We start from the raw sequence: 26,448 nt of genomic DNA, 5'->3' as shown, positions 1-26,448 counted from the left end.
CCAAAACAATAGGCGCACGCGTTTTTAATGCCGATGAGCCTCGGGCGGGAGGTCACATCCCCCTTTTGACCAGGGGTGACAGCGGAGGATTCTCTTCAATGCCAGCCAGCCGCCCCGAACAGGCCCATGCCCCTTGATCGCCATGATGGCATAGGTGCTGCACCCGGGTTCAAAACGACAGTTTCGACCCAGATAGGGACTGATGAAGAGCTTGTAAGCGTCAATCAACGCAAGCAGGAAGACGGTGACAGCCTTATTGAAAAGGCGTGTCATTTTTCCAGGCCTTTGCGGAGCGCTTTACGAAGATCATCCTGAAGAAGGGGAAATTCTCGTCGGCGCGTACCATCGCGGCCGATCAGGACAAAGTCTCCCGAAGGAAGACCGTCCTCACGCGCTACAAGACGCAGCGCCTCACGGAGGCGGCGTTTTGTGCGGTTACGAATGACAGAGTTTCCAACCTTTTTCGTGACGGTAAAGCCGACACGGCTATCAGGCTGGCTATCATCCTGCAGCATCTGCACAACCATTCCCGGGGTAGCGACTTTACGCCCCTTCCCGGCAACACGCAGAAACTGCGGCCGCTTTTTCAGGCGGCCAGCTGTGTGGTTCCGGCTCAGGCGGAGAGCTTCGAGCGGCCCTTGGTGCGACGGTTTGCCAGCACGCGGCGGCCACCGACTGTAGCACTACGTGCACGGAAACCGTGACGACGCTTACGAACCAGCTTGGAGGGTTGATACGTGCGCTTCATGACATCGATCCTTTAAAACCATGCAGACGCCTCTCTGGACATCCGCGTCGATCGGGCGCACGAAACGCCCGGTGAATGAGACCCGGGCTTGTACTCACCCGACCCTCCCCTGTCAATGCTACACCCTCAGGAACTTAAGGATATGAGCCAGAATCCCGCTCTACCACCGTCATCAACTGACGACTCCAAGGCATTTCGACATGATCTGCGAAATGCCCTGTCCCCGGCAATGCTGTGTGCGGACATCCTGACATCCCATTCAGACGAATCCGTCAGAAAACATGCAGGAACAATTGTCGAGGCGCTGGAAAAAGCACTGCGCCTCCTGAAGAAACCTACTTCTTCTCAATAAGCTCGATCTTATAGCCGTCTGGATCTTCCACGAAGGCAATGATGATCGTGCCGAACTTCAGTGGCCCGGCTTCACGGGTCACTTTGCCGCCGCCGATCCGAACAGCCTCTACAAGCGCAGCCACATCCGGCACGCCAATCGCAAAATGGCCGAATCCCGTGCCAACGTCGTAATCCGTTTCCTGATCCCAGTTATAGGTCAGCTCAATTTCAGCCTGTCCGTTCTCATTATCAGCGAATCCAATGAAAACGAGTGTGTAACGGCCTTCACGAACTTCCTTGCGGCGCAGTTCTTTCATGCCAAGAAGGCTGTAGAACGCCAGACTGCGATCAATGTCTCGAATACGAACCATCGTGTGCAGAAATGTGCTCATTTTTCTTCTTTCAGATCTTCGCTTGTCAGCCCGTAAAGGAATAGCCCGTATCGGTCAGCCAAGGCGACGCAGCGGTCAGGGTCTGTCAACAACGTGACACCAGGCTGAAACGCGACGCCCCGCAATCCGTTCCGGGCCGCATTTTCCAGCGTCTCAGGACCTATTGTCGGCATATCTGCCCTCAGGTCCTGTCCGCTTTTAGGCATTTTGATAAGAACGCCGCCACTGCCAGCCTGCATCAGTTTGCCGCAGCGTCCCAGCATGGCATCCGTGCCCTCGAGAGCTTCGACAGCCAGAACCAGACCGCTCTGAACGACACACCCCTGCCCGATATCCAGCGCAGCCATGGCCCGCAGCACCTGAACACCACGCGCTATGTCCTGACGCGCCTGTTCGTCCGGCACAACGCGACCGAGCGTCCCGCTTTTACCGGTAGCATGATCAAGGAATTCGTGGGCGCCACGAACAATGAACCCTTCTTCCCCGAGCACGCGCACAACTGCTCCGAGAAGCCCGTCGTCGCCAAGGAAGATTGCGCGTCCCAGACGCGCAAGAACACGCGCTCCTTCCGCATCAGGGCGAAGGTCACGCCATGCAGGGCGCCGAACCGGTCCGATCAGAACCAACTCCCGGCATCCATGCTTTTTAAGGGCTGTCAGGATTTCTCCTACAGCAGCAAGGCGGATGATTTCATGTGGATAAGGCGCCAGACGGGCCATGTCCGCAAAATCACGAAAGCCGACCACGAAAACCGACTTCCCCTTTTCCAGGGCAGCCGCAGCGACCTTTGCAGGCAAGGGGCCCGCCCCGGCCAGAATACCGACGCAACCTGCCCCCATCACGCTCAGGCCCCTTCGGTTTCGGAAAGCCCCTCATTGCGGGCCACACGTGTCAGCCCGCGGCGGCTTGGCGCTTCCATAAAGTCCAGCATTTCAGCAATGCGCTGCAAATGCCCATATTCACGGCGCACGTCCGCAAGTCGGGCTTCAAGCACCACATCCGTACTGCCATGACGTGGATAAAGCGTCCGGAACGCACGACGCATGGCCTGCATTTCTTCCGGGCCCACACCAGACCGCTTCAATCCGATCCAATTCAGACCGACCAAGCGGGCGCGGTTCCCGAGAACACTTCCGTAGGGGATGACATCCATCTCGACACCGCAAACGCCACCAACAACAGCGCCGCGACCAATGCGCACGAACTGATGGAGCGCTGCTGATCCCATAACCTTTGCATCATCAGCAATCTCGACATGACCACCCATGACAACATTGTTTACGATGATCACACGATCACCGAGAACACAGTCATGCGCCACATGAGCATTCGCCATGATCAAACAGGACGCACCGATTTTCGTCAGAGCATGTCCCTGCGCCGTTCCACGATGAATGGTGACGTTTTCACGGATGATGGTTTTCGCGCCGATCTCACAAAGTGTCGGCTCACCAGCATATTTGAGGTCCTGCGGTGCCATCCCGATCGTGACGAACGGATAGACTTCCACTTCCTCACGCAGGGTCGTGTGCCCGTCGACAATCACCGAAGCATGCAGGTGCACACCGTCGCCAAGTGTCACATGAGGCCCGACGATGCACCACGGGCCAATGCGAACATTTTCCCCAATTCGGGCACGTTCATCGACAAGAGCAGTCGCGTGAATCTCAGCGCTATCGGATCGTTTTCCTGCAATCTGCATCAGTTCAGCCCATGATCATGGCACTGAAGGTTGCCTCTGCAACAGCAACGCCGTCAACACGTGCAGTACCCTTGAATTTCCAGACGTTCGCCCGGGACCGTTCCTTGACCACCTCAATACGAAGCTGATCGCCAGGGCCTACCGGGCGACGGAACTTCGCGCCTTCAATGGTCATGAAATACACCAGCTTTCCTTCGAAGGCCTTGCCAAGCGTCAGGACAACGAGCGTTGCCGCTGTCTGGGCCATGGCTTCGATGATCAGAACGCCTGGCATCACCGGATGGGAAGGAAAGTGCCCCTGAAAGAAGGGCTCGTTCACCGTGACGTTCTTGATGCCAACAGCGGACTCACCAGCCTTGATTTCCTGCATCTTGTCGATCAGCAGGAACGGATAGCGATGAGGGATCGCCTGCATGATCTGCAGAATGTCGATGCTCTCAGGAACCTGGTGCGTTCCCGAAGCCCCTTCTGCCGGGGTCGTCTTTTCAGCCGGAGCGTCCACTCGATCCATTTTGTTCACCATGCCCTTCTAAGGGAAAATTTTGTCAGTTTTCTGCTCTCCGAGCAGTGCGGATGGCCTCCCTTAGCAAAACTGGCTACGGGATACCATCCGTCACCGGAAAGGTCAGTCGCCGCTTTTGCGGGAGAGCTTCCGCAAAGTGGCTACGTTCCGGAAGAATTCCCGGAAGGGCATGGCGGGACTGCCGATAACATCCGCTCCCGCATCCACGTCAGACATGACACCGCACTGAGCCCCAACACGGGCCTTGTCACCAATCTTGATGTGACCGATCAGGCCGGCCTGAGCAGCGATTGTGACGAAGTCGCCCAGTTCGGTCGAACCGGAAATACCAGCCTGCGAAACAACAATGCAGCATTTTCCGAGCTGAGCATTGTGTCCGATCTGAACCAGATTATCGATCCGCGTGCCTGCCCCAATGATCGTATCGCGCATGGAGCCACGATCAATCGTTGAGTTAGCACCAATCTCAACGTCGTCCTCAATGACAACCAGACCAAGCTGCGGCACGGTCTCGAAACCAGCAGGGCCGACAGCAAAACCAAATCCGTCCTGACCAATGCGGGCGCCCGGATACAGTGTTACCCTGTTCCCGACACGGGCGTGCGTCAGACTGACATGGCTGCCAATGCGGCAACGCTCACCAATCTCGACACTCCGACCAATCACGGCATGCGCACCAATCAGTGTGCCCGAGCCAATTTTCGCGCCGTCTTCGACAACAGCGAAAGCCCCGATCTCGACATTCTCACCGATCTCAGCCGTCTCACTGACATAAGCCGAAGGATGGCGAACACCCGTCGATGACGGTGCAGGATGAAAGAGCGCTGCAATGCGTGCCCATGCAAGGTAGGGCGTTTTGCAGACAAGGCCCGCCGTATGTGCTGGCAGCTTGTCGGCAAAAGCCGGCGCAAGAATCACTACTCCTGCACGCGTTTTTTCCAAAAGAGGCAGGTAGCGGCGATTATCCAGAAAACTGACGTCTTCCGGTCCCGCAACGTGCAATGGGGCAACCCCGCGGAAACTGACTTGATCCTCCTGCCCTTCAGCAGCGGAACGAACCTCGCTTCCCGATACTTCCGCAAGATGAGCCAGACCAAAAGGTCCAGCTCTCAGGAAGAAGCGCTCATCACCAGGTCGGTTTTCGGTGAGTACCTTATCAGCCACGGGATCAGGCCTCAGTGATGCTGCCGGAGAACGGACTCAGGCTGCGCTGGAGCCGAAGCCGGCGCTGCCTGTTCAGGACCCTGCGGGGCACGCTGTTCATCTGCCGTCGTTGGCATCTTGCCAGACTTGGCGAGTTGCTCAGGATCAACGCCTTCGTCAGGAATAAACACGTGTGGCAGCGTCTTGTTCAGCTGGTTTGCCACTTCTTCCGTAATGTCCTGCTCGCCCACGTGCAGGACAACCTGCTCGGCATGCAGAACCAGGTTCATGTTATGGGCACCAGCAACGGCGGCAATGATGCCGTTGCCCTGCTCAAGCTCACGCTCGATCTGGTGGAAGGCGACCTGCGCAGCTTCCTGAACAATACGAGCCTGATTACCAAAATCGCGCTGATCCTTGGCGCGGCGCTCCTGAAGATGGCGCTCACGAAGCTGGATCTGATCAGCTGTAAGACTGCGGGCTTCGGATTGCAGCTTCTGCTGCTCACCACGCCATGCACCCTCTTCACGCTGCACAGCCTGTGCCAGCTTGTCACGGCGTGCGCCAAGAACCTGCTGGATCTCCTGCGCAGCAGACGACATCTGCATGACAGCCTGAACATTGATCACACCAATGACCGCAGCTGGCGGCGCAGCGCCCTTCGCAACAGTTGGCGGATTAGGGATCGGTGGCAACGGCAGAACCGGTGGAGCCTGCTGTGCATTCGGAGCAGCCTGCTCGTCTTCAACAGGTGCCTCAGCCATAGGCACACTACGGCGAGGTGCCGGACGTGCAGCAGCCGGTGCATCCGGATGTGCGGCCTTGGGAACAAACCATCCACCGTTGTTGGCAGCCTGGGCGTGAGCAGCGGGTGCAACAGCAAGAACCGTCGCAGCCAGAAGCGCACCGACCGAAGCCGGGCGCATCAGGGAAATAAAGGTCATAACCACCTCTGGGAAAGGGGATGGAATTGCTTGGAGCTCGAAATCAGACACGCAGTTCTTAGAACTGCTGTCCGAAGCCAAAGCGCAGCGGGTAAAGACGATCGCCCTTTTCCTTACGCAGCGGAATGGCACCATCAATATTCACAAGGCCGAACGGGCTCTTCCAGGAAATACCAAGACCAGTGGAAACACGCGGGATCATGGTGTCACCATTGATCGGGGTATAAGGATACCCGGCCTCGAAGCGGCGAGAATAGTCTGTGTACTTCTTCTGCACACGCACGCTCGACAGGCTACCAGCATCGACAAAGTAACGACCGGAAATACCAAGATCGTCACCCATCGGCATCGGGAAGTTCAGCTGCGCGGAAGCCGTGTACATGAAACGGCCACCAAGCAAATCTTCCTGACCCTGCCGCGGAAGATAATCAAGCGTCGGGCAGGACCCGCTGACATATGCTCCCGTACAGATATGGCCAGAACGCGGGCCTACACCACCCTGCAGGAAGCCTCGCAGGTTTTCACCACCAAGATAGAAGTTATCAATGATGTTGCGCTTGCTGTTGGAATCCCAGTCGCCCATGTAACCCACGCCGCCCTTGAACTGCATGGTCCAGTCATGGCTGCCGGTAATGCTGTCCAGCGGCAGGTAGTACGCGCCATCAGCCTTCACACGGAAATACTTGGCGTTTCCGCCAACACCCGCGAAATCACCACCCAGCTTCATCATGTAACCGTCGTGAGGATTCATACGACGGTCACGGCGGTCATAGGTCAGGGAGGTGCTCAGCTGCGACAGGAGCGACCAACCTGCAGACTGCTGAACGTAAACAGACGGCACCCATTCGATATAGGACGGGTCAGCTGCAACCGTTGCGGCATCATAGAAGTTGCCAACCTGACGATCGACCAGAGTGTAGCTGAAGGACTGCGACAGATAGCGGTTATAGGCATAACCAAGCCGCAGGCTCATACCGTACTGGGATTCTTTGTAGCTCTGATACGTCTGGTAGTTGTTCTGGATGAAGTAGAAATCAGCGCCAGCCACCAGGTTACGGTTCAGGAAGTACGGATCCGTAATGGAGATGTCAGCCTGCTTCTCATAGTACGCAACCGTACCCGAGATACCGGCGTCGATACCCGTGCCAAGCATGTTGTGCTGCTTGATGGACGCATTACCCAACACACCAACGTCTGTGGAGTAACCACCACCCAGTGAGAACTCACCAGTCGGCTTCTCAACCACGTTGGCAGACACGTTCACACGGTCAGGAGCGGAGCCCTGCGTCTGATCAACAGATACCGTGCTGAAATATCCGAGGTCCTGAAGGGCCAGCTTGGAGTATTTCTTGTCAAACGGGGTGTACGGGTCGCCCTCTGCCATGGGCAGGTTGCGTCGGATCACGTTATCCCGGGTGATGGTATTGCCGTTGATGTCGATACGCTCAACATACACATGCGGCCCTTCAGTCACATCGAACAGAAGGTCAACAATCCGCTTTTCCGGATTACGGGCGATTTCAGAGCGCACCATCGCAAACGGATGCCCCTGAGCCTGCAACCATTCCTGCATGTTCGTCGTGTTATGCTGGATGGCAGTGCCATCGTAGATCTGATGCTTGAACAGCTCGATGTGCTTGCGCATCATTTCCGGCGTTACACGACGCACCGTGGAACGAACGTCCATCTTGCCAATGCGATACTGCTCACCTTCATGAATGGTGAACGTCACGTAGAAAGACTTATGATCGGGAGAGAGCTCGCCCGTCGCGTCGATCATGTGGAAATCGACAAATCCGTTGTGAAGGTAGAAGCGGCGCAGAAGCTCCGCATCGTACTTGATACGCTCAGGATTATACTCATCCGAGGATGAGAAGAAGCGATACCAGGTATTCTCCTTGGACGAGATCACCTGTGCCAAACGTGCTTCACTGAAAGCGTGGTTGCCAACAAAAACGATCTTGTGGATCAGCGTCTGCTGAGCCTCGTTGATCTTGAAAACAACATCGACACGGTTGTGAGAGAGCTTGATGATCTGCGGCGTGACCGTCGCGCCGAAACGCGCCTTGCCTGCATACTGGTTCAAAATCTTCTGACGGTCGGCAGCCGTGGTCTGAGACGAAAATACCGCACGGGGACGAAGACTGATTTCCTTACGGAGATCCTCATCCTTCAGGGCATGATTGCCTTCAAAGACAATACGATTGACGATCGGATTTTCAACCAGATTCACCAGCAGCGTATTACCATCGCGGTGAAGGGTGACGTCCTTGAAAAGGCCCGTTGCATAGAGCGTCTTCAGGGAACGATCCAGATCGTCCTGATTGAAAGAGTCACCCGGCTGAGCAACCATGTACGACAGAACCGTACTGGTCTCGATACGCGTGTTACCAGTGACCGAAATGGCCTGGATCACGTTGTTGCCTGAGGTTGCACCTGATGTCTGGTGCTGACGAGCAGAGCGGGCCTCCGCCACACCGAGAGCGGTCGGGAGAAGACATGCGGATGCCAGCAGCATCAAACGCATGTTCGGGGACCGGGAACCTCTTGACCGTGATCCTGACAAACCGGTTTTCCTTGTAACAGATTTTTCGCAGGCGCCTGACACGCTACGCCATTGGCGGAGGTATCCGAAAATCCCCCCACCATGCAAGATCTCCCTTCACTCACGAAGAGTTACCGGGCGTATCTCACATTAGCTTCCGGCGTGAAACATCCAGTGAAACAGACCCAGATTCGTGAGATCATTCACTGTTGAAAAGAGGAAAAGCGCGCCGATAAGCGCCATTCCGACCTGCATACTGACTTCCTGAACACGGCGTGAAACCGGGCGCCCCTTAATGGCTTCGACAGCATAAAAGATCAGTCGTCCACCATCGAGGACCGGGATCGGAAACAGATTAATCAGCCCAAGATTGATGGAAAGAAGCGCCATGAACGACACAATACTGGCCATGCCATAGCTGGCGACCTGTCCGGAGATCTGCGCGATTCGGATTGTTCCACCCAGCTCCCGTGCACTGCGCTGCCCGGAAATGATCTGCCAGACCCCCTGCAACGTCCGCACTGACATGGTCCAGGTTTCCTGAACACCCATGACCGCCGCCTTGATCGGCGAAACCGGTTTCCCCGGAGAAGCCGCAAAACCAACGCCCAGAACACCAGTCGGATGGGAGCCAGCCTTTACGCTGCCAAGTGTAACGGGCAACGTCAGATCCTGGCCATTCCGGCGCACTTCAAGTGTGGTCTCAGCGCCTGGTCTTGCCGCTACCGTCCCCATGACATCTTCAGGACCGGAAATGGACAGCGAGCCAATCCGGGTAATGACATCACCCGTTTTTACACCCGCCTTCTCTGCGGCACTGCCTGCCACAACCTGGGAAATATCCCCGCGAAGCTGCGGCTTGCCCACCGTTGCGAACAGCAGGGTAAACGCCACAATCGCAAACAGAAAATTGAAAACAGGCCCCATCACGATCACCAGCGCGCGAGAGCCGACAGGCTTGTCATGAAAGGTGCGCCCAGGAATCCAGGCCGCTTTCTGCTCATCCGTGGCATCGTCAGGCCCTTCAAACCCGTGCGGTTTGACATACCCACCGAGCGGAATCGCGCTCAGGCGCCATTCAGTGCCGGATTTGTCGTGCCACCGGCGAAGAGCAGGCCCAAAACCGATGGAGAATGTCTCAACCTTTACCCCGCGCCACCGGGCAGCAAGGTAATGGCCCAACTCGTGGATAAACACGAGAACACCAAGAATCAGAACATAGGCAAGAATGGTACGCAGAAAATCATGCATGCAGGGCAGTCTCGCTTACTGTGTTCCGCAGTCGGCCGCTTTCGCGAAGAATATGCTCTTCTGCCAATGCCCGGCCGCGCGCATCCCATTCCAGGACTTCATCCAGCGTCGTCAGTTCTGGATTTTCCGTCATGGCCTGAAGAGCGCTATCGATGGTTTCACCAATACCAAGGAATCCTATCCGACGGTTCAGAAAAGCGTCCACGGCAACTTCGTTGGCTGCTGAGAAAACTGCGGGAGCAGCTCCTCCTGCCCTAAGAACCTGACGGGCAAGTCGCAGGGGAATAAAGCGCGTCTCATCCGGTGCCTCGAAATCGAGGCGCCCGAAAGCCGTCAGATCCAGACGCTGGCATGGTGTTTCCATGCGGTCAGGCCATGCAAGGGTATGAGCGATGGGGATACGCATGTCTGCTGACCCCATCTGCGCGACCAGACTGCCATCCCGGAACTGAACAAGCCCATGCACCACAGACTGAGGGTGCACCAAAACATCAATCCGGTCTTCTGTCAGGCCAAACAGACGTGCGGCCTCAATAACCTCAAGGCCCTTATTGGCCATGGAAGCCGAATCAATCGTGATTTTCGCACCCATCGTCCAGGTAGGATGCTTCAACGCCTTTTCAAGCGTCGCATCACGCATCTCTTCCAGAGTGGACTGACGGAAGGGGCCGCCGGAAGCTGTCAGCACGATCTTTTCGACCGTGCTCATATCGCAACCACCCAGAGCCTGGGCGATCGCATTATGCTCTGAATCGACAGGAAGAAGCGTCGCACCAGCTTCGCCAACAGCCCGGAGCATCACATCGCCCGCACAGACGAGAGCTTCCTTGTTGGCGAGCGCGATTGCATGACCATTGCGTGCGGCAGCAAGTGTTGGCTCCAGACCCGCTGCACCTGTGATGGCAGCCATGGTCCAGTCTGCTTCCATCGCACCAGCCTCGATAACGGCCTGACGCCCGGCTGCTGTGCGGATACCGCTCCCTGCCAACCGTGCTTTCAGATCATCATGCAGGCTCTCATCGTGAATGACAGCAATTTCAGCGCGAAGTTCACGAGCCTGCTCCGCAAGAAGCGCAACATTCCGCCCCCCGACCAGCGCCCGCACTTCAATATCGCCGCCCATCTGCTTGAGTAGATCGACCGTCGAAGTCCCGATGCTACCTGTACTGCCCAGAACGCTGATCCGCCGAGGCTTGGCCACAGAACCGTCAATCATGAGAAGATTCCCCCTGAGGAATGATACGATGCGCAGACCCGCCTATCAGATCCGCAGGAGTGGCAGACCAGAACACCTGCCCCGCAACTGCCAGTGACAAAAGCGCGGCAAGCGGTGCCGCAGCCAGTAGGCCATCAAAACGATCCAGCAGGCCGCCATGGCCTGGAATCAGACGGCCGGAATCCTTGACGTTCAGTCTACGCTTGGCTGCACTTTCAAGCAGATCACCACTCTGGGAGAAAACACCCAGAACCGCGCCCCACAGGAGACCACCACCCACAAAGCCTGCTCCAGAAAGCCAAGCCACCATTCCCCCGGCAAAAGACGCACCAATCAGGCCGCCAATGGCGCCGGAGCGGGTTTTTCCGGGAGAGATTGAAGGGGCCAGTTTAGGGCCACCAAAGATGCGCCCTGTCAGATAAGCAAAACTGTCGCTGGCGATCACAACGCACAGCACGAACAGAACGCTCTCCAAACCATAGGGCAAATGTCGAAGCCAGAGGAGCGAGAGACCGCCCAGAATGGAGACGACAACAGGAATACAGGCTGGAATACCAAAGATGAGGCTTGGCCAAACCATCCAGAATGCGCCGCTCCACTCGCCGCGAAGGGCCGCAACCCCTGACACCATCGGCCAGAGAAGAAGGAGGACGCCGCGCCAGGTGTGTAATGGCTGCTTGATGAGGGTAAGCCCTTCCCAAACCAGCCCGAACATGGCCAGCAGGATGAGAGCGTTATAGATCATGCCGCCTTGCCAGAGGCATCCCCCGGCAACGACAACGAGAATGACAGCTGACGTCAAACGCAGCTTCAGATCAGACCACCGGGAAGATCCGCTCATGCTGGCCGACCGCCAAAACGGCGCTGACGCCCGGCAAAATGCGAGAGAGCCTGAACGAACTCGGCTTCCCCGAAATCTGGCCACAAGACGTCCATGAACACCAGTTCCGCGTAAGCACTCTGCCAGAGCAGAAAGTTGGAGAGACGGCATTCTCCACTTGTCCGAATAACGAGATCCGGATCTGGCATATCGGACGTCTGAAGCGCCTGATCCAGACGCTCCTCAGTAATATCCGACGATGCCAATGTTCCATTGGCAACCTGATCCGCAAGACGTCGTGCCGCCTGAACGATATCTGCTCGCCCGCCATAGGACAGGGCGAGCGTCAGAGTCAGGGTCGTGTTGGAAGCAGTCTTTGCTTCCGCGCGGCGCAATTCCTCGCGCAACGCTCCTTCGAACCGCTCAGGCTCTCCGATAACGCGCAAACGCACCCCTTGCTCATGCAATTCATTGAGCTTGTGGCGCAGATAGAAACGCAGGAGCGATGTCAGGTCACCGACTTCCTCAGCAGACCGCCGCCAGTTTTCCGAAGAGAAAGCGTAAAGCGTCAGATAGCGCACACCCTGACGAATGGCCGAACGAACGCAATCCTGCACAGCCTCAGCACCTTTCCGGTGTCCGGCTGCAACTGGCAGATTGCGCGAGCGCGCCCAACGCCCATTCCCGTCCATGATCATGGCGACATGGACGGGAACAGCGGCGCCTTCCCCCTCTTTTGATGAAAGAGACGGCGTGCTGGTCTGAGGAAGAGATCCCATTGTCAACGAAAGTATCAGACCTGTTTGATCTCGCGTTCTTTCTCCGCGAGAATATCGTCAACTTTCTTGACGTACTGATCTGTCAGCTTCTGCACGGAATCCGTCCAGGACTTCATGTCGTCCTGGCTGATGTCACCCTTCTTTTCGAGCGACTTCGTCTGTTCCATGCCGTCACGACGAACACCACGTACAGCGATCTTACCGTTTTCGGCATAACGATTGGCTGCGCGCGCCAGTTCGTTACGACGCTCTTCCGTCAGCACCGGAATGGGAACGCGGATCGTCTGACCGTCAGCTGCAGGGTTAAGACCCAGGCCACCATCACGGATGGCACGTTCCACTGCACCAACCAGCGTACGATCCCAGACGGAAACCGTCAGCATCCGGGCTTCCGGAACAGCGATAGATCCCACCTGAGAAAGCGGCACTTCGGAGCCGTAGGCTTCAACCCGGATCGGCTCCAGCAGGTTCGGGCTGGCACGACCAGACCGCAGGCCAGAGAGGTCACGACGCAGACTCTCAATCGCACCATCCATACGGCGCGTGAGGTCAGCCATCAGGTCTTTCAGGTCAGCAGACATTAAGCTGTTCCTTTCTGAATCAACGTAAGTTCAGGAGAATATCCTGAAAGGTTCGTTAAAAATGAGGCGATCAGCCTGCTTCGATAACCCGTGTAAAGCGACCTTCGCCACGCACAACGGCTGCAAACGCGCCCGGAGCATGCATGTTGAAGACCACGATGGGCAATTTATTTTCGCGGGCAAGACTGATCGCTGCGGCATCCATGACATTCAACTGACGAGCCAGAACATCCATGTACGTCAACTGATCATAACGCACGGCATCAGGATTACGACGCGGATCATCGGAATAGATGCCATCAACCTGCGTTCCCTTGAACACGACGTCGCATTCCATTTCATTGGCACGCAGGGCGGCAGCTGTATCCGTTGTGAAGTACGGGTTGCCCGTTCCGGCAGCGAAGATAACAACGCGTCCCTTCTCCATATGACGGACTGCCCGACGACGGATGTAGGGCTCAGCAATCGCGGCCATCTGAATGGCCGTCATGACGCGCGTTTCAAGTCCCTGACGTTCAAGGCCGTTCTGGAGCATCAGTGCGTTGATGACCGTTGCCAGCATACCGGCATAGTCACCCTGCGCACGATCCATGCCACGTGCCGCCGCGGACAGGCCACGGAAAATGTTGCCACCACCGACAACGAGGCAGACCTGCACACCAGACGCCACAACTGCGGCAATATCGGCGGCGACCATGTCCACCATTTCCGGGTCCACTCCACCCGAGCCCTTACCCATCAGGGCTTCCCCTGACACCTTGAGCAGAACACGTTTGTAGGAGGGGCTTTTGTCTCGTTGTTCGGTCATCGTGCCCGTCTCTTGCTGGATTTGTGGTGACTTTGCGCCTGTCATACAGACGCAGAGGGCTTGGAACAAGCGATGTCAGACACGAGGCTTCTTATGAAAAGCCCCGTTGACAGCGTTTCCACCCAGTTACTCTTCGAGGCCAATCGCCCTCAGGCGTGCCTTCTCTTCATCCCAGCCTGCCCGCTCCTTGACGTTCAGGAAAAGATGGCAGGTTCGCTCAAGCAGGCCCTGAAGCTCCATTCGTGCTCGTGCGCCAATGGATTTGATTTTATGGCCGCCTTCACCAATCAGGATCGCCTTATGACCCGGGCGTGACACGTAGATTGTAACTTCCACACGCACTGATCCATCGGGGCGCTCCTTGAAGCTCTCTGTCTCGACTGTCGCCTGATATGGAATCTCTTCATGCGTCTGCATGAATATCTGTTCGCGCACCAGTTCAGCCGCGAGAAGACGATCTGGAAGATCCGTCAGATCATCTTCCGGGTAGAGATACGGGCCTTCCGGCAGTTCACGTGCCAGATGATCCATCAGGTCATCAACACCGTCCCCGGAACGGGCGCTCAGCATGAACACATATTCAACGCTGATCAGGCTGCTGACATCCTTCGTCAGCGGCAGCAATTCTTCCGCACCAACAAGATCCGTCTTGTTCAGAACAAGCCACACTCTCTTACCGCTACCCGCAAGCTTGCCAATGATCTCACGGACATCATCCCGCAAGCCGGCCTTGGCGTCGATCAGGAGAAGTGTCAGATCGGCATCCTGGGATCCCGTCCAAGCCGCGTTGACCATGGCCCGGTCAAGCCGACGGCGCGGCTTGAAAATACCGGGCAGATCCACAAGGATGATCTGAGCATTGTTGCGAACCACAATTCCCAGCGTGCGAAAGCGTGTCGTCTGAGCCTTGGGGCTCACAATCGACAGTTTGGCACCGGCAATCCGGTTCAGAAGTGTTGATTTTCCAGCATTCGGGGACCCGACAAGGGCCACGAAACCGCAGCGTGTGGTCATGTACCAATCCTTTTCCACATGCGCCTCACGACGCTACGTTCTGACCAAGACGTTTCAGAAGATCTATTGCTGCCGCACTTTCGGCCACTCTCTTACTGCCTGCTTCTCCATGCCCCGTCAGGCCAAATGCCTGAACGGCCACACGAAACACGGGCGCATGAGACGGCCCCTCTGCGGCGAGGAGTTCATATTTCGGGAGCGGGAGCCCTTTGGACAGGAGATATTCCTGCAAAAGGGTCTTGGGCTCCTTGTGAGGCCGGGCATGACTGTCGATCCGCCCTTCCCACTGTTGACGGACGACACGCCGTGCAGGCTCCAGCCCGGCATCCAGATAAAGAGCACCTAACAGCGCTTCCATGGCATCTGCCCGGATGCTGGACAGGCGGCGAATACCGGCAGCCTCTTCATGCGGGGAAATCGTCAGAGCCGAAGATAAATGGATGTTATCCGCGATTTCGGCGAGAACAGGTCGCGAAACAAGATGCGCATGCCTCGGACCCAGCGCGCCTTCCTGCTCCAGCGGATAGTGTTCGAACAGCCACTCCGCCATTAGAAGGCCCAGCACCCGGTCTCCAATGAATTCCAGTCGCTCGTTCGAACCGGTTCCCTTAGGGCCCTGCGTGCGTTTGCCACGACGAGGATCACGCCCACTGACCGCAGAACGATGCGTCAGAGCTTCCACGAGCAGATCCCGGTTCGCAAAGCGATGACCAAGCGCCTGCTCCATGGCCTCCATGGCCTCTTCCTGTGAAAGTTTCATGTGACAGGATGCAGAAAACGGTTCCAGCGAATTTCGACCGGCCAGTACCAGAACTGCCATGCCGGATGCCGCAAATCCATGGAGAACAGAACAAGCGGCGCCCGCCCTACAAGGTTCTGCATCGGGACATAGCCGAGATCATCCGGACCATCGCCCTGAAAACGACTGTCAGCGCTATCGTCCCGGTCGTCCCCCATCGCGAAGAAATAACCTTGCGGCACGACATATTCTGGCGTGTCGTTGGCAAAGCCTTCGTCCGTCAGCTTGAGAATATCATGCTCAACAGGAGGGCGCCCGCCACTCCCAGGCAGCGCTTCCCGATATCGGTCACCACTCAGCAGACGGTTATTTTCGTCGACAACCTCGTAATGCCCCAGGGACGTCCGCGGCACTTCAATTCCATTAAGAAAGAGCTTTCCGCCCGTCATCTGAATGTGGTCACCCGGCAGCCCGACAATCCGCTTGATGTAATCAACGGAGGTGTTCTGGGTGAACCGGAAAACAGCCACATCGCCACGATGCGGCTCAGAGTCCATGATCCGTCCGTTAAAGAGATTGGGCGAAAACGGAAACGAAAACCGTGAATAGCCGTAGCTGGATTTCGATACCAAAACGAAATCACCGATCTGCAAGGTCGGGATCATCGAGCCTGAGGGGATATTGAACGGCTCAAACACCAGAGAACGCACGGCGACGACAGCCAGCACCATTAGGGCAAGCCAGCGCACGCTCTCTCCCAGAGATTCTTCACGGGCCGCCGGCTTTGCACCAGCCTTCTCTGAACCCTTCACGGGGCTTTTCTCCTGAGTCATGGGACGCTCTTAACGCAGCTTGCCCGCAATGGCGAGCGCTTCAAACCCTAACAGACTGAATGATGACCTGCGCCAATGCAAAGGGAGGGTCATCCGTCAGGCTCACAAGGACGTCTGCCCGACATCCTGAGGGCGTCAGACGCTCCAGAGCAAGTTGAGCTCCGCCGGAAAGAACAAGCCTTGGAGCGCCCTTTTTATCGTTCAGAACCCCGATGTCCTGGAGTTGCACACCGTCAGCAACTCCCGTCCCCAAAGCTTTGACGCACGCTTCTTTGGCTGCCCAACGCTTGGCATAACTTCCCGTTCGCGCCGGACCAGACAGACGCTCGGCGTGACTACGCTCGGCTTCCGTAAATACCCGGTCAAGAAAGCGATCTCCAAACCGGTCAATGCTGCGTTCGATGCGGGAAATCATGCACAGGTCTGTTCCCATGCCAAGAATCACGCCGTCATCCCTTCGCGCGCTCCACCTGCATCACGCCCACAGCAGTCCGGAACGCGGCAATAAGTGACGAGAGATGCCTTAGGTCGCGAACTTCAAGATCAACCAAGATCTCCATAAAATCGAGCTGACGGTTCACAATCTTGAGGTTGATGACGCTACCATTATATTTGGCCGCGGTATTGGTCAGGGTCGCCAGAACTTCGGGCTCATTTGCCGCAATAACCGACAGGCGCGCCGTGTAAGGAACCGCATCCTTACGTCTTCCGAGCGCCTCATAATCCCAGTCCACCTCAATGAAGCGCTCGGGCGTGTCTGCAAAACTCGACAAGTTCTGGCATCCACGACGATGGATCGTCACGCCCTTACTTTGCGCTATGATACCAACAATCGGGTCACCCGGCAGCGGGCGGCAGCATCCGGCAAAACTCGTCGCAATCCCTGTGCCGATACCCTTGAGAATATTCGTAGACTGAACAACAGGCGACTGACGTGCCGGTCCACTTCCCGCCCCCAAAAGAAGCGACTGACCAAAGCGCGGTGACAACCCCGGCACCATCCGAGGCGCCCGACCATTCTGCCGCAGATCCGGATATGCGGTATTGACCACATCCTTCGGACCCAACTGCCCGTTCCCGACAGCCACATAGAGATCTTCGATGGAACTCTGCCGAAGCTCCTTGAGGATTCCGTCAAGAACCTTTTCGGAGCCATCGACACCTTCCTGACGGAAGGCCTTGGCAATGGCTGCACGCCCATTGTCCAGATGCACCTGACGCTGCTGTGCGGCCACAAACCGGCGCACGCGCGCACGAGCTTTACCCGTAACAACAAACCGCTCCCATGACGGCGACGGTGTACCGCCACGAGCCGTCATGATCTCGACCTGATCTCCGTTCTGGAGCTCATGACGCAACGGCAGAAGCCGCCCGTTCACCTTGGCTCCGACGCAGGTATCGCCCACCTGACTATGAACGGCATAGGCAAAGTCGACAGGTGTCGCGCCCCGGGGAAGCGAGATCAGCTGCCCTTTGGGCGTAAAGCAGAAAACCTGGTCCTGATAGAGTTCAAGCTTGGTATTTTCCAAGAACTCATCCGGGGCCTGGCTGTCTTCCAGAATATCCAGAAGATCCTGCACCCAACGCAGCTTCCGGCTACCTGCGCCAAAAGCCGAAGATAGCGCTGCGGCTTCACGCTCGCTTGGCGTCGCATCTTCTTTATAGGCCCAATGCGAGGCCACGCCGTTTTCAGCGAGATCGTGCATTTCCGCCGTACGGATCTGCACTTCAATCTTCTGATTACGCGGGTGACGGAGTGTCACCCCCGTATGCAGGCTCTGGTAGCCGTTGGCCTTGGGGGTGGAAATATAATCTTTGAACCGCCCCGCAATCATCGGATAGGCGCCATGAATGGCACCCAAAGCCATGTAACAGGCATCACGAGTTGGAACGAGCAGACGAAATGCCATGATGTCCGAAAGCTGCTCGAACGCCACATTGCGTCGCTGCATCTTCTCCCAGATTGAAAAGGGAGATTTTTCGCGACCGGTCACTTCGACCTTGTCGAGACCTGCTTCCGCACAAAGAGCAATCAGCTCCTTGCGAATATGTTCAATAATGTCTGCGCCCTGCCCACGAAGGAAGTTTAGCCGCGCACGGATCGTGGCGTCTGCTTCCGGCTCGAGCTGGGCGAAAGAAAGATTTTGAAGCTCTGTCTTGACCCGGTCCATACCAATGCGCTCGGCGAGCGGCGCATAGATATCCATGGTCTCACGGGCAATACGCTGCCGCCGGTCCAGGCGCTGCACATAATGCAGCGTCCGCATGTTGTGCAGACGATCGGCGAGCTTGACGATCAGGACGCGGATATCCCGCGACATGGCCAGCACAAGCTTACGGAAGTTTTCCGCCTGCTTCGTCCGGTCAGACTGCAGCTCAAGCCGCGTCAACTTCGTCACACCATCGACGAGGGATGCAACGTCTTCGCCAAATCGGTTTTTCAGAGAGGCACAGGAAACGCCTGTATCCTCAACCGTATCATGCAGTAGCCCCACGATGATGGACGTCGTGTCCATCCTGAAACCTGCCAGAATATTGGCAACAGCAATCGGGTGAGTGATGTAGGCGTCGCCGTTATCCCGTCGCTGCTCGTTATGAGCATCGGCTGCCAGATCATAGGCAGCCTCGACGCGGGATAGATCAGCAGTCGGATCGTAACTCTCGATCCGACGGAGCAGCCCGCTGATGGAAGGTTTGAAGTCTCCCGTCGCGACAGCGGTGCGCTCAACAGGAGGAGATGCGTCAGGCATGAAGCATACCCCCCTCAGTCAGGATAAAGCAGAGAAAATCAGCGGCGGCCCCGGCCACCCAGCTCTGCCTCAATGGCAGCAGCTTCATCGGCAGACATGTTGTCTGCCATGTGAGCATGCTCTTCTTCAGCCGAAACATCCTGCAGACCGAAAATGTTCTGGTCCGTCGGGATGATGTCCATAACTTCTTCGTCCACAGGCTCCGGCTCGGGAGCACGGGCGAGCGAACGGATGATGCCGTCACGCAGGCCACCAAGGTTCAGCTTGTCTTCAGCGATCTCACGAAGTGCAACGACCGGGTTCTTGTCGTTATCACGATCGAGCAGCATCTCTTCGCCACGGGAGAGTGCGCGGGCACGCTGGGCAGCCAGCAGAACCAGCTCGAAACGGTTTGGAACCTTCTCGATGCAATCTTCGACGGTTACACGCGCCATGCGACTGGCCCCCTTCGGGTAAAACTATAGAAAATGAATACAGAAGAGGCTGGCATTAGCACGCTGTTCATGCCAATGCAACGCAGCCCCGCTTTTCTGCCATAATCCTGACCAAACTTAATCGCTGGCTGAATCGTTTCATGTTCTATCGTTGGGGCCTGTCTCTGTCAGGCGAGACAACACATTTTACAACCAGGAATATCATATGATTTTGCGTCAAAACGAACGCACCGCTCTCTTCATCGATGGCGCGAGCCTTCATCACGCCGCACGCAACCTTGGATTTGAAGTAGATTTTCGTAGCCTTCGCAGTCTGTTTGAAAGCCAGAGCCAGTTTCAGCGCGCCTTCTATTACGCCGCCATGCCTGAGACGGACGACTATTCTCCACTTCGCCCCCTGACAGACTGGCTGGCCTACAACGGCTACCACCTTGTTCTGAAAAATGCCCGCGAGTTTACGGATCATTCAGGAAGACGCCGTATCAAGGGAAATATGGATGTCGAACTCACCGTAGATCTGCTTGAGCAGTCCTCCAGACTGGATCACGCCGTCATCATCAGCGGCGACTCGGATCTGCGCCGTGCTGTTGAGGCCGCACAAAGCCGTGGCGTGCGCGTGACTGTCATTTCTTCCATGCGCTCGACCCCGCCCATGATCGGCGATGACCTGCGCAGACAAGCTGACCGCTTCGTGGAGTTGGCTGACATCGCTCCGTCCTTCACACGGCGCCAGTCAGAAACGAGGCCGCGTCAGGCTCCGCCGGTTCGTCATCCAGCAGACATCAACAGTGACGAGAGCAGCGACACATGACGCCCCAGGCTTCTTCCGGTTCAACACCATCAGACGGTCACCCACCAGTTCGTTCAGACGTCCAGCCATCCTTGTCTTTAAAGCAAGGCCTTGGGTCCCTATCCGCTGAATTGCTGGTTGTCTGCCTTGATCCGGAAAAAGCCACCAAGACCCTTGTGCCATTTCTTGAAGCACAGGGAATTTGTTTTGCTGAAGACAGACGTGATCCGCTTTTCATTCAGGCGCGTATCACGTCTGTCACCCGACACCTACCTCCGGAGCAGGTATCTCTCCCGACCGATATGGAATCCTGTAGTGCCGCGCTCTGCGACGAATTACAGGACATGGGGCGACTGCGCCTTGTCCTGGTTCTGGGCATAAGCGCTCACATCGCTGTTCTTGGTGCGTGCGGTATTCCCCTGACACGGCTCGATTTCCGGCCCGGCGAAATTACACGTCTGCCAGACGGGCTCCTGCTTGCCGATGCATGTCACCCCCTCTCTGACGAGGCCGACCCCGATCTTCTAACTCAGCGTAAAAATGCTTTGATAAAGCTTATTCCGCAGATCAGGAGCGCCTTGCGCCCGAGTGCATAAACACGCGCCTGCCAGCGCTCACAAGCGCTGGCACTCTTGTCATCAGCACTAGCCCCATTACCGTCAGATAAAAGGCAGTCGTGCTGTTCAGCGTTTTGAACGAGAGAAAGAAATGTATGCCTGCCAGAACGGCAGCGACATAGACCAGTCGATGCAACCGCTTCCAGTTTCGCTTGAGCCCTCGCATGGAGATGCGGTTTGATGTCACGGCAAGCGGCAGAAGCAGCACCAGCGCCACCATTCCCAAAATGATGAATGGGCGCCGCGTTACATCTCGCCAGAAAATTGAAATATCAAACTGGAGATCCAGCGCGAGATAAGAGGCCAGATGCATTACAGCGTAGAAAAACGCTAGCAATCCGGTCAACCGCCTGAACCTTAGCAGATTGATGCCGATAATTTTTTGCATCGGAGCGAGCGCAAGGCAAATCAGCAGGAACCGGAAAGCCCAAAGACCTAAGCTGCGCTCAAAGACATTGACTGGATCAGCACCAAGCTCTCCGCTTTGTCCCTGCCAGACCAGCCAGGCAGCCGGAATAAAGCCAAGGGGATAAAGCACGACGTGCCAGTATCTCCGCAGAAAAGCAGTGCTTTTCCCTGATACTCTAGAAGCTTTCATGCAGGTTCATGCCTTTATAGAGACTGGCGACCTGCTCGGCATAACCGTTGAACATCAGTGTTGGCTGACGTTTCGTGCCAAAGAGAGTCTTGGAGCCAATGACACGTTCACTCGCCTGGCTCCATCGCGGATGGTCAACCTGCGGATTGACGTTGGCGTAAAAGCCATATTCGTCTGGCGCCAATCGGTTCCATGTCGTCGGAGGCTGCCGATCCAGCAGACGGATACGCTGGATGGATTTAATTCCCTTGAAACCATATTTCCACGGCACAACCAGCCGGATGGGAGCACCGTTTTGGTTGGGCAGGCTTTCGCCATAAATACCGACGGCCAGCAATGTGAGCGGGTTCATGGCCTCATCCAGCCTCAAACCCTCAACATAGGGCCACGAAATTCCTGAAAATGCACTGCTTTGCCCCGGCATTTCAGAGGGCCTGACAACACTTTCAAACGCGACATAGCGAGCAGCGCTATCCGGCTCAGCCAAGGCCAAAAGCTTCGCCAGAGGAATGCCATCCCACGGGATAACCATGGACCACGCTTCGACACAGCGCATCCGGTAAATGCGCTCTTCAATGTCAGAGGATTTTAATAGTGCTCCAACATCAATGCGTTGAGGCTTTTTCACCATCCCTGAGATTTCGAGTGTCCAAGGCAATGGGTGGAAATCACCTGCATGAGAAACAGGATCATCCTTCTCCATCCCGAATTCGTAAAAATTATTGTACCCGGTTACGAATTCTTCCGGCGTGGGCGTGAGGCCGCTTGAATAAGGGCCAGGATGTGCTTTTAGAGCGTCCGCTTCAGCCGTCCCGGCAAGAGCAGCCATGAGACTCATGGCACTCCCTCCCAGCATTCCCCGGCGAGAAAGATAGACCTCTTTTGGGGTGATCTCCGATGGTGCAGGACGTGGATAGCGAAAAATCGCCATGATCAATTTCCGATCTGAATGAAACTCTGGCAGCCATAGTGCGTGAACTGAAGCAACGCATCGTAAGGAGCCTGTTTGCATGCCCGATATGAAAATCGGTTTTATCGGCTACGGCGCCATGGCCCAGCGGATGGGCGCCAATCTCCGCCGTGCCGGATATTCCGTCGTGGCCTTTGCGCCCTCCGGTGGCAAAGACGAGACGGAGATGCTTCCCTCCCCGCGCGCCATTGCCGAGGCTGCCGACGTCATCATCCTTTGCGTTCCCAACGATGTGGCTGAACATCAGTCCCTTCAGGGGGAAAATGGAATGCTTGCGGGTATTTCAGCAGGGAAGCTGGTGCTCGACACGTCAACAGTGTCTCCGGAGCAAGCACTGGCTCTTGCCAAGATCGCCGCAGAAAACGGATTTGTCGTTCTGGACGCCCCGATGTCCGGCAGTACACCAGAAGCCGAAACCGGCGACCTGGTCATGCTGGTTGGTGGAGATGCCGAGACTGTCGAACGCGCCAAGCCGATTCTGGACGTTGTTGGCAAGCTGACAATCCATGCCGGCCCCGCTGGCTCTGCCGCTCGGCTTAAACTCGTCGTGAATGGCGTCATGGGTGCCACGCTCAATGTCATTGCCGAAGGTGTGAGCTACGGCCTGAAAGCGGGTATCGACCGCGATGTCCTGTTTGATACACTCCAGCAGGTCGCCGTTGTCAGCCCCCATCACAAGCGCAAACTGAAAATGGGCCAGGACAAGTCCTTCCCATCCCAGTTCCCGACGCGACTGATGTCCAAAGACATGGGCCTTCTGATTGATGCGGGACGTAAAGTGGGTGCCTTCATGCCTGCCATGGCCATAGCCGATCAGGCTCTGGGCCTTTCCAACCGCCAGCACGCTGACGAGGACTACTCAGCTCTCATCGGCGCGATGGAACACAGCGTTGCCAACACGCCTCATAAATGAGATCGATTATGACAGTGGTCACCCCTCATCCCTGAGAGAGTGACTTCTTCATTTTGCCAAGGAGTAACATCATGGCCTTCGAACTGCCCTCACTGCCCTACGCCGCCAACGCGCTCGCAGGCGCTGGCATGTGCCAGGAGACCCTGGAACTTCACCACGGCAAGCATCATCAGGCCTATGTCACGGCGCTGAACGGCTTCGTCGAAAGCAAGCCGGAACTGGCTGGCAAGTCCCTTGAAGAGATCATCGCATTCTCTCATGGCAAGTCTGACATTGCCCCGGTTTTCAACAATGCCGGCCAGCACTGGAACCATATCCTGTTCTGGAAGAACCTGTCCCCGACGGGTGGCAAGCTGCCGACATCGCTTGAAAAGAAGATCACGGAAGACTTCGGCTCCGTGGATGCTTTCAAGACCGCATTCAAGCAGGCTGCCACCACGCAGTTCGGTTCTGGCTGGGCCTGGCTCGTTCTCGACAAGTCCGGCAAGCTTGCCGTGACGAAGACGGCCAACGGCTCCAACCCGCTCGCCGAAGGTCAGGGCAAGGCTCTTCTCGGCCTCGACGTCTGGGAGCACGCCTACTACCTCGACTTCCGCAACCGTCGTCCGGACTACATCACGAACTATCTGGACAAGCTGGCGAACTATGAGTTCGCAGAAGCTGAACTGAAGTCTGCCTGAATCTTTCAGACAGTCTGAAGACGGAAAACGCCCCGACCGGTCTCCCGGCGGGGCGTTTTTCTTGGCGCGCTACGACCCGATCAGGAGTCGTTTGCAGCCTTGTCGCGAGACACGATGTTCGTGATCGTGGTGCGAACTATCTTCACACGGACGCCCTGAGCGATTTCGACATCAACTTCGTCGCTGCCGTCACGGGTTGCCTGCACGATGCCAACGATACCGCCGGCCGTCACAACCTTGTCACCACGGCGCAGACCACCCTGCTCTTCACGGAGCTTGCGCTGACGCTGCTGCTGCGGACGGATCAGCAGGAAGTAGAAAACAACGAAGATGAAAATCATCGGGGCGAACTGAAGCACCGTCGGGTTCGCGAGGAGCCCGCCGCCATCGGCGGCCTGTGCTGAAGAAATGAACAGACTGCTCATGGAATATTGGTCCAGTCTTGAGTGAAACGTGCGGGGACCATATCGTCCGGAGTTTCCCCGTCAAGGACGGGCGCTTCCTTCATCACTGGCACAAAGCGAATTCCATGACCGATCACGCCCTGTTCAGCGTCCTTGAACGTATTGCGGACAGCCTCGAACGCATGAGCCCCAAGCCGCCGAGTGCTGATATCCTGAAACATCATGATGCGTTCATCTGGCAGGCCGCGATGGGAACGCTCGCTCCGATCGAGAAAGTTTCCGGCGTTACCCTTTCACTGCTTCGGGGGATTGAGCGACAGATTTCACAGGTCATGACGAACACACGTCATTTTGCAGAAGGCTTCACGGCCAATAACGTGATGCTCTGGGGCGCTCGCGGCATGGGCAAATCCTCGCTGGTGAAGGCTGCGATTGCCACAGTGAACGCCGAGCAGCGCGCCAAGGGACAGCCGACGCTCGCGCTCATCGAAATCCAGCGTGACGAGCTTTCCACCCTGCCGAAACTTCTGGCCGTTCTGCGCACAACCGATCGCCGCTGCATCCTCTTCTGCGATGATCTGTCGTTCGAAAGCCAGGATGCTGATTACAAATCCCTCAAATCCGTTCTGGATGGTGGTATCGGCGGACGTCCGGACAATGTTCTGGTCTATGCAACCTCGAACCGCCGCCATCTCATGCCGCGCGACATGATCGAGAACGAAACCGGGAGTGCCATTAATCCGTCTGAAGCCATTGAGGAGAAGGTCTCCCTGTCAGACCGTTTTGGCCTCTGGATTGGCCTCTATGGCGCCAGTCAGGACGAATATCTGGATATCGTCCAGACTTATGCAGTAGCCCGCAAACTTCCTGTTTCGCCAGAAGACCTGCGCCGCAAAGCGCTTCAGTGGGCTCTCACGCGTGGCAGTCGTTCTGGACGTGTCGCGGCGCAGTTCATTGATGACCTGAGTGCAGATCTCGGTATTCCAAACTCATGAAACGCCGTTCTTTTCTCGCAGGGGCCACCTGCGCCTTCACTACGCTCCCACACGTTGCGTCAGCAGAACCCCGGGAGCAGGAGCAATCCGGATGGTGGGCACTGGATCTGGAAACGAACCGAACACTCGGTGAAAACCCGGACATGCACCTGCCCATGTGCTCGACATTCAAATGGTTGCTGGCTGCTGCCACCTTGTCACGAACGGACTACGGCCGTGAACACCTGGGTCGGGAGATTGCCTTCAGCCGCAAGGATCTTATTGCTGCGTCCCCGGTGGTGAAAGACGCTCTGGCGGCGTCAAAAACAGCGCACGCCAGTCTGTCTGTTGGAGAGCTTTGCGCTGCAACGGTTTCACTGAGCGACAGCACCGCCGCAAATCTCCTTCTGAAGAGGCTTGGCGGCCCGGCAGCCCTCACACACTGGCTGCGCGATCATCATTACCCAGTGACAAGGGTAGATCGTTACGAAACGGCGCTGAACCGTGTTCCAATGGGGGATCTGCGAGACACCACCACGCCACGCGCCATGGTCTCGAACCTTCAGAACACGCTCTATGGCAACAATCTGAGTTCGGCTTCTCAGGCCGAGCTTCTCAAATGGCTCCTGGCCACCACAACCGGTCCAAAACGTATGCCGGCCGGATTGAGAGAAGGATGGCGCATCGGTCACAAGACCGGAACATGGACTGTGAAACCCGGCTACAATCCAGCTGTGGAACGGGCAGCGTCCGGAGATGTGGCGATCCTGCTTCCCCCCTACGGGCAAGCCCGTTCTCGTAGCCGCCTATGCAGCAGGATATTCCATTCCTCAATCAGAGAAAGAGGGCTGGTTTGCCGATATCGCTCATCGTGCAACAGACCCCGACTGGCTACAGCGGCATTAAAAAAAGCTGGGAGATCTGTGTCTCCCAGCCTCTGAACATAC

32 protein-coding genes are annotated in these 26,448 nt (G+C 56.6%); 7 read left to right on the top strand and 25 right to left on the bottom strand.

Going from position 1 to position 26,448, the window contains the following annotated elements; genetic code table 11:
* Positions 1-24: 24 nt before the first annotated feature.
* Genes yidD through rpmH form a run of 3 tightly spaced genes read right to left on the bottom strand, consistent with a single transcriptional unit; the run spans position 25 to position 748 of the window.
* Positions 25-273: a membrane protein insertion efficiency factor YidD gene (gene yidD / locus KP707_RS02155; protein WP_086634463.1), complete on the bottom strand. Its 249-nt coding sequence runs from the start codon at positions 271-273 to the stop codon at positions 25-27.
* Entirely contained in the window at positions 270-617 is a 348-nt protein-coding gene (gene rnpA / locus KP707_RS02150) for a ribonuclease P protein component (RefSeq protein WP_046899775.1), read from the bottom strand. Before rnpA ends, yidD begins: the two co-directional genes overlap by 4 nt.
* Positions 614-748 (bottom strand): 50S ribosomal protein L34, encoded by a 135-nt coding sequence (rpmH, locus tag KP707_RS02145; RefSeq protein WP_010501271.1) that lies wholly within the window; start codon positions 746-748, stop codon positions 614-616. Before rpmH ends, rnpA begins: the two co-directional genes overlap by 4 nt.
* A gap of 142 nt (positions 749-890) precedes the next feature.
* Here rpmH and KP707_RS02140 point away from each other — a divergent pair, with 142 nt between their 5' ends.
* Positions 891-1,100 carry a hypothetical protein gene (locus KP707_RS02140; RefSeq protein WP_232309105.1) on the top strand — a complete coding sequence of 70 codons (210 nt, stop codon included), beginning with the start codon at positions 891-893 and terminating at the stop codon, positions 1,098-1,100.
* Here KP707_RS02140 and gloA read toward each other — a convergent pair.
* The 19 genes from gloA to rpoZ form a co-directional block, all read right to left on the bottom strand.
* Complete coding sequence (gene gloA / locus KP707_RS02135; RefSeq protein WP_046899777.1) at positions 1,084-1,473, bottom strand: lactoylglutathione lyase; 390 nt, start codon at positions 1,471-1,473, stop codon at positions 1,084-1,086. The genes KP707_RS02140 and gloA overlap by 17 nt on opposite strands.
* Positions 1,470-2,315 carry an LpxI family protein gene (locus KP707_RS02130; RefSeq protein WP_083956267.1) on the bottom strand — a complete coding sequence of 282 codons (846 nt, stop codon included), beginning with the start codon at positions 2,313-2,315 and terminating at the stop codon, positions 1,470-1,472. The genes gloA and KP707_RS02130 overlap by 4 nt, the downstream gene beginning before the upstream one ends.
* Before the next feature lie 2 nt (positions 2,316-2,317).
* The gene (gene lpxA, locus KP707_RS02125) at positions 2,318-3,175 is read right to left on the bottom strand and encodes an acyl-ACP--UDP-N-acetylglucosamine O-acyltransferase (protein ID WP_046899779.1); all 858 of its coding nucleotides are present in this window, start codon (positions 3,173-3,175) and stop codon (positions 2,318-2,320) included.
* A gap of 4 nt (positions 3,176-3,179) precedes the next feature.
* Positions 3,180-3,698, bottom strand: coding sequence for a 3-hydroxyacyl-ACP dehydratase FabZ (fabZ, locus tag KP707_RS02120; RefSeq protein WP_080951397.1), 519 nt, complete (start codon positions 3,696-3,698; stop codon positions 3,180-3,182).
* Between the two features lie 102 nt (positions 3,699-3,800).
* A complete protein-coding gene (gene lpxD, locus KP707_RS02115; protein ID WP_211501996.1) occupies positions 3,801-4,862 on the bottom strand; it encodes a UDP-3-O-(3-hydroxymyristoyl)glucosamine N-acyltransferase in 1,062 nt (353 codons plus the stop codon).
* A gap of 11 nt (positions 4,863-4,873) precedes the next feature.
* Positions 4,874-5,785, bottom strand: a complete 912-nt coding sequence (locus tag KP707_RS02110; RefSeq protein WP_174694768.1) for an OmpH family outer membrane protein — start codon at positions 5,783-5,785, stop codon at positions 4,874-4,876.
* A 58-nt stretch (positions 5,786-5,843) separates the two neighbouring features.
* The gene (gene bamA, locus KP707_RS02105) at positions 5,844-8,312 is read right to left on the bottom strand and encodes an outer membrane protein assembly factor BamA (protein ID WP_086634460.1); all 2,469 of its coding nucleotides are present in this window, start codon (positions 8,310-8,312) and stop codon (positions 5,844-5,846) included.
* A gap of 168 nt (positions 8,313-8,480) precedes the next feature.
* The gene (rseP, locus tag KP707_RS02100) at positions 8,481-9,581 is read right to left on the bottom strand and encodes an RIP metalloprotease RseP (protein ID WP_086634459.1); all 1,101 of its coding nucleotides are present in this window, start codon (positions 9,579-9,581) and stop codon (positions 8,481-8,483) included.
* A complete protein-coding gene (dxr, locus tag KP707_RS02095) occupies positions 9,574-10,797 on the bottom strand; it encodes a 1-deoxy-D-xylulose-5-phosphate reductoisomerase (RefSeq protein WP_046899783.1) in 1,224 nt (407 codons plus the stop codon). Before dxr ends, rseP begins: the two co-directional genes overlap by 8 nt.
* On the bottom strand, positions 10,790-11,638 hold the full coding sequence (locus KP707_RS02090) for a phosphatidate cytidylyltransferase (protein WP_086634457.1): 849 nt from the start codon (positions 11,636-11,638) through the stop codon (positions 10,790-10,792). The genes dxr and KP707_RS02090 overlap by 8 nt, the downstream gene beginning before the upstream one ends.
* Positions 11,635-12,396, bottom strand: a complete 762-nt coding sequence (gene uppS, locus KP707_RS02085; protein WP_211501995.1) for a polyprenyl diphosphate synthase — start codon at positions 12,394-12,396, stop codon at positions 11,635-11,637. The genes KP707_RS02090 and uppS overlap by 4 nt, the downstream gene beginning before the upstream one ends.
* A gap of 14 nt (positions 12,397-12,410) precedes the next feature.
* Positions 12,411-12,977, bottom strand: coding sequence for a ribosome recycling factor (gene frr, locus KP707_RS02080; protein WP_046899786.1), 567 nt, complete (start codon positions 12,975-12,977; stop codon positions 12,411-12,413).
* A gap of 70 nt (positions 12,978-13,047) precedes the next feature.
* Positions 13,048-13,785, bottom strand: coding sequence for a UMP kinase (gene pyrH, locus KP707_RS02075; protein ID WP_086634455.1), 738 nt, complete (start codon positions 13,783-13,785; stop codon positions 13,048-13,050).
* 126 nt (positions 13,786-13,911) lie between these two features.
* Positions 13,912-14,799: a GTPase Era gene (era, locus tag KP707_RS02070; RefSeq protein ID WP_046899788.1), complete on the bottom strand. Its 888-nt coding sequence runs from the start codon at positions 14,797-14,799 to the stop codon at positions 13,912-13,914.
* Between the two features lie 25 nt (positions 14,800-14,824).
* Entirely contained in the window at positions 14,825-15,559 is a 735-nt protein-coding gene (rnc, locus tag KP707_RS02065) for a ribonuclease III (RefSeq protein WP_046899789.1), read from the bottom strand.
* Positions 15,556-16,371 carry a signal peptidase I gene (gene lepB, locus KP707_RS02060; RefSeq protein WP_249202725.1) on the bottom strand — a complete coding sequence of 272 codons (816 nt, stop codon included), beginning with the start codon at positions 16,369-16,371 and terminating at the stop codon, positions 15,556-15,558. Before lepB ends, rnc begins: the two co-directional genes overlap by 4 nt.
* Before the next feature lie 40 nt (positions 16,372-16,411).
* A complete protein-coding gene (gene acpS / locus KP707_RS02055) occupies positions 16,412-16,816 on the bottom strand; it encodes a holo-ACP synthase (protein ID WP_211501994.1) in 405 nt (134 codons plus the stop codon).
* Positions 16,817-16,820: 4 nt separating this feature from the next.
* Positions 16,821-19,121 carry a bifunctional (p)ppGpp synthetase/guanosine-3',5'-bis(diphosphate) 3'-pyrophosphohydrolase gene (locus KP707_RS02050; protein WP_064273905.1) on the bottom strand — a complete coding sequence of 767 codons (2,301 nt, stop codon included), beginning with the start codon at positions 19,119-19,121 and terminating at the stop codon, positions 16,821-16,823.
* Positions 19,122-19,159: 38 nt separating this feature from the next.
* Positions 19,160-19,555 (bottom strand): DNA-directed RNA polymerase subunit omega, encoded by a 396-nt coding sequence (gene rpoZ / locus KP707_RS02045; protein WP_046899793.1) that lies wholly within the window; start codon positions 19,553-19,555, stop codon positions 19,160-19,162.
* 205 nt (positions 19,556-19,760) lie between these two features.
* On the opposite strand from rpoZ, the gene KP707_RS02040 reads away from it, so the two are divergent.
* Both KP707_RS02040 and KP707_RS02035 read left to right on the top strand, forming a co-directional pair.
* Positions 19,761-20,366 carry an NYN domain-containing protein gene (locus KP707_RS02040; protein ID WP_046899794.1) on the top strand — a complete coding sequence of 202 codons (606 nt, stop codon included), beginning with the start codon at positions 19,761-19,763 and terminating at the stop codon, positions 20,364-20,366.
* Positions 20,363-20,941, top strand: coding sequence for a hypothetical protein (locus tag KP707_RS02035; protein ID WP_211501993.1), 579 nt, complete (start codon positions 20,363-20,365; stop codon positions 20,939-20,941). The genes KP707_RS02040 and KP707_RS02035 overlap by 4 nt, the downstream gene beginning before the upstream one ends.
* Here the strand turns inward: KP707_RS02035 and msrQ are convergent.
* Positions 20,913-21,560, bottom strand: a complete 648-nt coding sequence (gene msrQ / locus KP707_RS02030) for a protein-methionine-sulfoxide reductase heme-binding subunit MsrQ (RefSeq protein ID WP_211501992.1) — start codon at positions 21,558-21,560, stop codon at positions 20,913-20,915. The genes KP707_RS02035 and msrQ overlap by 29 nt on opposite strands.
* Positions 21,547-22,491, bottom strand: coding sequence for a protein-methionine-sulfoxide reductase catalytic subunit MsrP (gene msrP, locus KP707_RS02025; RefSeq protein WP_211501991.1), 945 nt, complete (start codon positions 22,489-22,491; stop codon positions 21,547-21,549). Before msrP ends, msrQ begins: the two co-directional genes overlap by 14 nt.
* 79 nt (positions 22,492-22,570) lie before the next feature.
* Here msrP and KP707_RS02020 point away from each other — a divergent pair, with 79 nt between their 5' ends.
* Together KP707_RS02020 and KP707_RS02015 are read left to right on the top strand one after the other, a co-directional pair.
* Positions 22,571-23,443 (top strand): NAD(P)-dependent oxidoreductase, encoded by an 873-nt coding sequence (locus KP707_RS02020; protein ID WP_211501990.1) that lies wholly within the window; start codon positions 22,571-22,573, stop codon positions 23,441-23,443.
* 71 nt (positions 23,444-23,514) lie between these two features.
* The gene (locus KP707_RS02015; RefSeq protein WP_046899798.1) at positions 23,515-24,123 is read left to right on the top strand and encodes a superoxide dismutase; all 609 of its coding nucleotides are present in this window, start codon (positions 23,515-23,517) and stop codon (positions 24,121-24,123) included.
* Between the two features lie 80 nt (positions 24,124-24,203).
* Here KP707_RS02015 and yajC read toward each other — a convergent pair whose 3' ends face one another.
* Positions 24,204-24,548, bottom strand: a complete 345-nt coding sequence (yajC, locus tag KP707_RS02010) for a preprotein translocase subunit YajC (protein ID WP_086634449.1) — start codon at positions 24,546-24,548, stop codon at positions 24,204-24,206.
* Positions 24,549-24,565: 17 nt separating this feature from the next.
* On the opposite strand from yajC, the gene KP707_RS02005 reads away from it, so the two are divergent.
* Together KP707_RS02005 and bla are read left to right on the top strand one after the other, a co-directional pair.
* Positions 24,566-25,522 (top strand): ATP-binding protein, encoded by a 957-nt coding sequence (locus tag KP707_RS02005; protein ID WP_211501989.1) that lies wholly within the window; start codon positions 24,566-24,568, stop codon positions 25,520-25,522.
* Positions 25,519-26,442, top strand: coding sequence for a class A beta-lactamase (gene bla / locus KP707_RS02000; protein WP_215751561.1), 924 nt, complete (start codon positions 25,519-25,521; stop codon positions 26,440-26,442). Before KP707_RS02005 ends, bla begins: the two co-directional genes overlap by 4 nt.
* Positions 26,443-26,448 lie beyond the last annotated feature (6 nt).

It is taken from the genome of Gluconobacter sp. P5E10 (assembly GCF_018812145.1).
In the GTDB taxonomy this organism is placed as follows: Bacteria; Pseudomonadota; Alphaproteobacteria; order Acetobacterales; family Acetobacteraceae; genus Gluconobacter; species Gluconobacter cerinus.
Note: the sequence above shows the minus strand (reverse complement) of the source record. Positions and strands in the feature narration are given on the sequence as shown.

Bases quoted from the DNA above. Each gene is read 5' to 3' on its own strand.
- KP707_RS02015 (WP_046899798.1), top strand. From the start codon at position 23,515: ATGGCCTTCGAACTGCCCTCACTGCCCTACGCCGCCAACGCGCTCGCA.
- gloA (WP_046899777.1), bottom strand. From the start codon at position 1,473: ATGAGCACATTTCTGCACACGATGGTTCGTATTCGAGACATTGATCGC.
- yidD (WP_086634463.1), bottom strand. From the start codon at position 273: ATGACACGCCTTTTCAATAAGGCTGTCACCGTCTTCCTGCTTGCGTTG.
- rnc (WP_046899789.1), bottom strand. From the start codon at position 15,559: ATGAAACTTTCACAGGAAGAGGCCATGGAGGCCATGGAGCAGGCGCTT.
- KP707_RS02020 (WP_211501990.1), top strand. From the start codon at position 22,571: ATGCCCGATATGAAAATCGGTTTTATCGGCTACGGCGCCATGGCCCAG.
- frr (WP_046899786.1), bottom strand. From the start codon at position 12,977: ATGTCTGCTGACCTGAAAGACCTGATGGCTGACCTCACGCGCCGTATG.
- era (WP_046899788.1), bottom strand. From the start codon at position 14,799: ATGACCACACGCTGCGGTTTCGTGGCCCTTGTCGGGTCCCCGAATGCT.
- KP707_RS02050 (WP_064273905.1), bottom strand. From the start codon at position 19,121: ATGCCTGACGCATCTCCTCCTGTTGAGCGCACCGCTGTCGCGACGGGA.
- yajC (WP_086634449.1), bottom strand. From the start codon at position 24,548: ATGAGCAGTCTGTTCATTTCTTCAGCACAGGCCGCCGATGGCGGCGGG.
- bla (WP_215751561.1), top strand. From the start codon at position 25,519: ATGAAACGCCGTTCTTTTCTCGCAGGGGCCACCTGCGCCTTCACTACG.
- rseP (WP_086634459.1), bottom strand. From the start codon at position 9,581: ATGCATGATTTTCTGCGTACCATTCTTGCCTATGTTCTGATTCTTGGT.
- KP707_RS02035 (WP_211501993.1), top strand. From the start codon at position 20,363: ATGACGCCCCAGGCTTCTTCCGGTTCAACACCATCAGACGGTCACCCA.
- msrQ (WP_211501992.1), bottom strand. From the start codon at position 21,560: ATGAAAGCTTCTAGAGTATCAGGGAAAAGCACTGCTTTTCTGCGGAGA.
- rpoZ (WP_046899793.1), bottom strand. From the start codon at position 19,555: ATGGCGCGTGTAACCGTCGAAGATTGCATCGAGAAGGTTCCAAACCGT.
- fabZ (WP_080951397.1), bottom strand. From the start codon at position 3,698: ATGGTGAACAAAATGGATCGAGTGGACGCTCCGGCTGAAAAGACGACC.
- dxr (WP_046899783.1), bottom strand. From the start codon at position 10,797: ATGATTGACGGTTCTGTGGCCAAGCCTCGGCGGATCAGCGTTCTGGGC.
- KP707_RS02040 (WP_046899794.1), top strand. From the start codon at position 19,761: ATGATTTTGCGTCAAAACGAACGCACCGCTCTCTTCATCGATGGCGCG.
- KP707_RS02140 (WP_232309105.1), top strand. From the start codon at position 891: ATGAGCCAGAATCCCGCTCTACCACCGTCATCAACTGACGACTCCAAG.
- KP707_RS02090 (WP_086634457.1), bottom strand. From the start codon at position 11,638: ATGAGCGGATCTTCCCGGTGGTCTGATCTGAAGCTGCGTTTGACGTCA.
- uppS (WP_211501995.1), bottom strand. From the start codon at position 12,396: ATGGGATCTCTTCCTCAGACCAGCACGCCGTCTCTTTCATCAAAAGAG.
- lpxA (WP_046899779.1), bottom strand. From the start codon at position 3,175: ATGCAGATTGCAGGAAAACGATCCGATAGCGCTGAGATTCACGCGACT.
- msrP (WP_211501991.1), bottom strand. From the start codon at position 22,491: ATGGCGATTTTTCGCTATCCACGTCCTGCACCATCGGAGATCACCCCA.
- lepB (WP_249202725.1), bottom strand. From the start codon at position 16,371: ATGACTCAGGAGAAAAGCCCCGTGAAGGGTTCAGAGAAGGCTGGTGCA.
- rpmH (WP_010501271.1), bottom strand. From the start codon at position 748: ATGAAGCGCACGTATCAACCCTCCAAGCTGGTTCGTAAGCGTCGTCAC.
- pyrH (WP_086634455.1), bottom strand. From the start codon at position 13,785: ATGACCGAACAACGAGACAAAAGCCCCTCCTACAAACGTGTTCTGCTC.
- bamA (WP_086634460.1), bottom strand. From the start codon at position 8,312: ATGCGTTTGATGCTGCTGGCATCCGCATGTCTTCTCCCGACCGCTCTC.
- KP707_RS02110 (WP_174694768.1), bottom strand. From the start codon at position 5,785: ATGACCTTTATTTCCCTGATGCGCCCGGCTTCGGTCGGTGCGCTTCTG.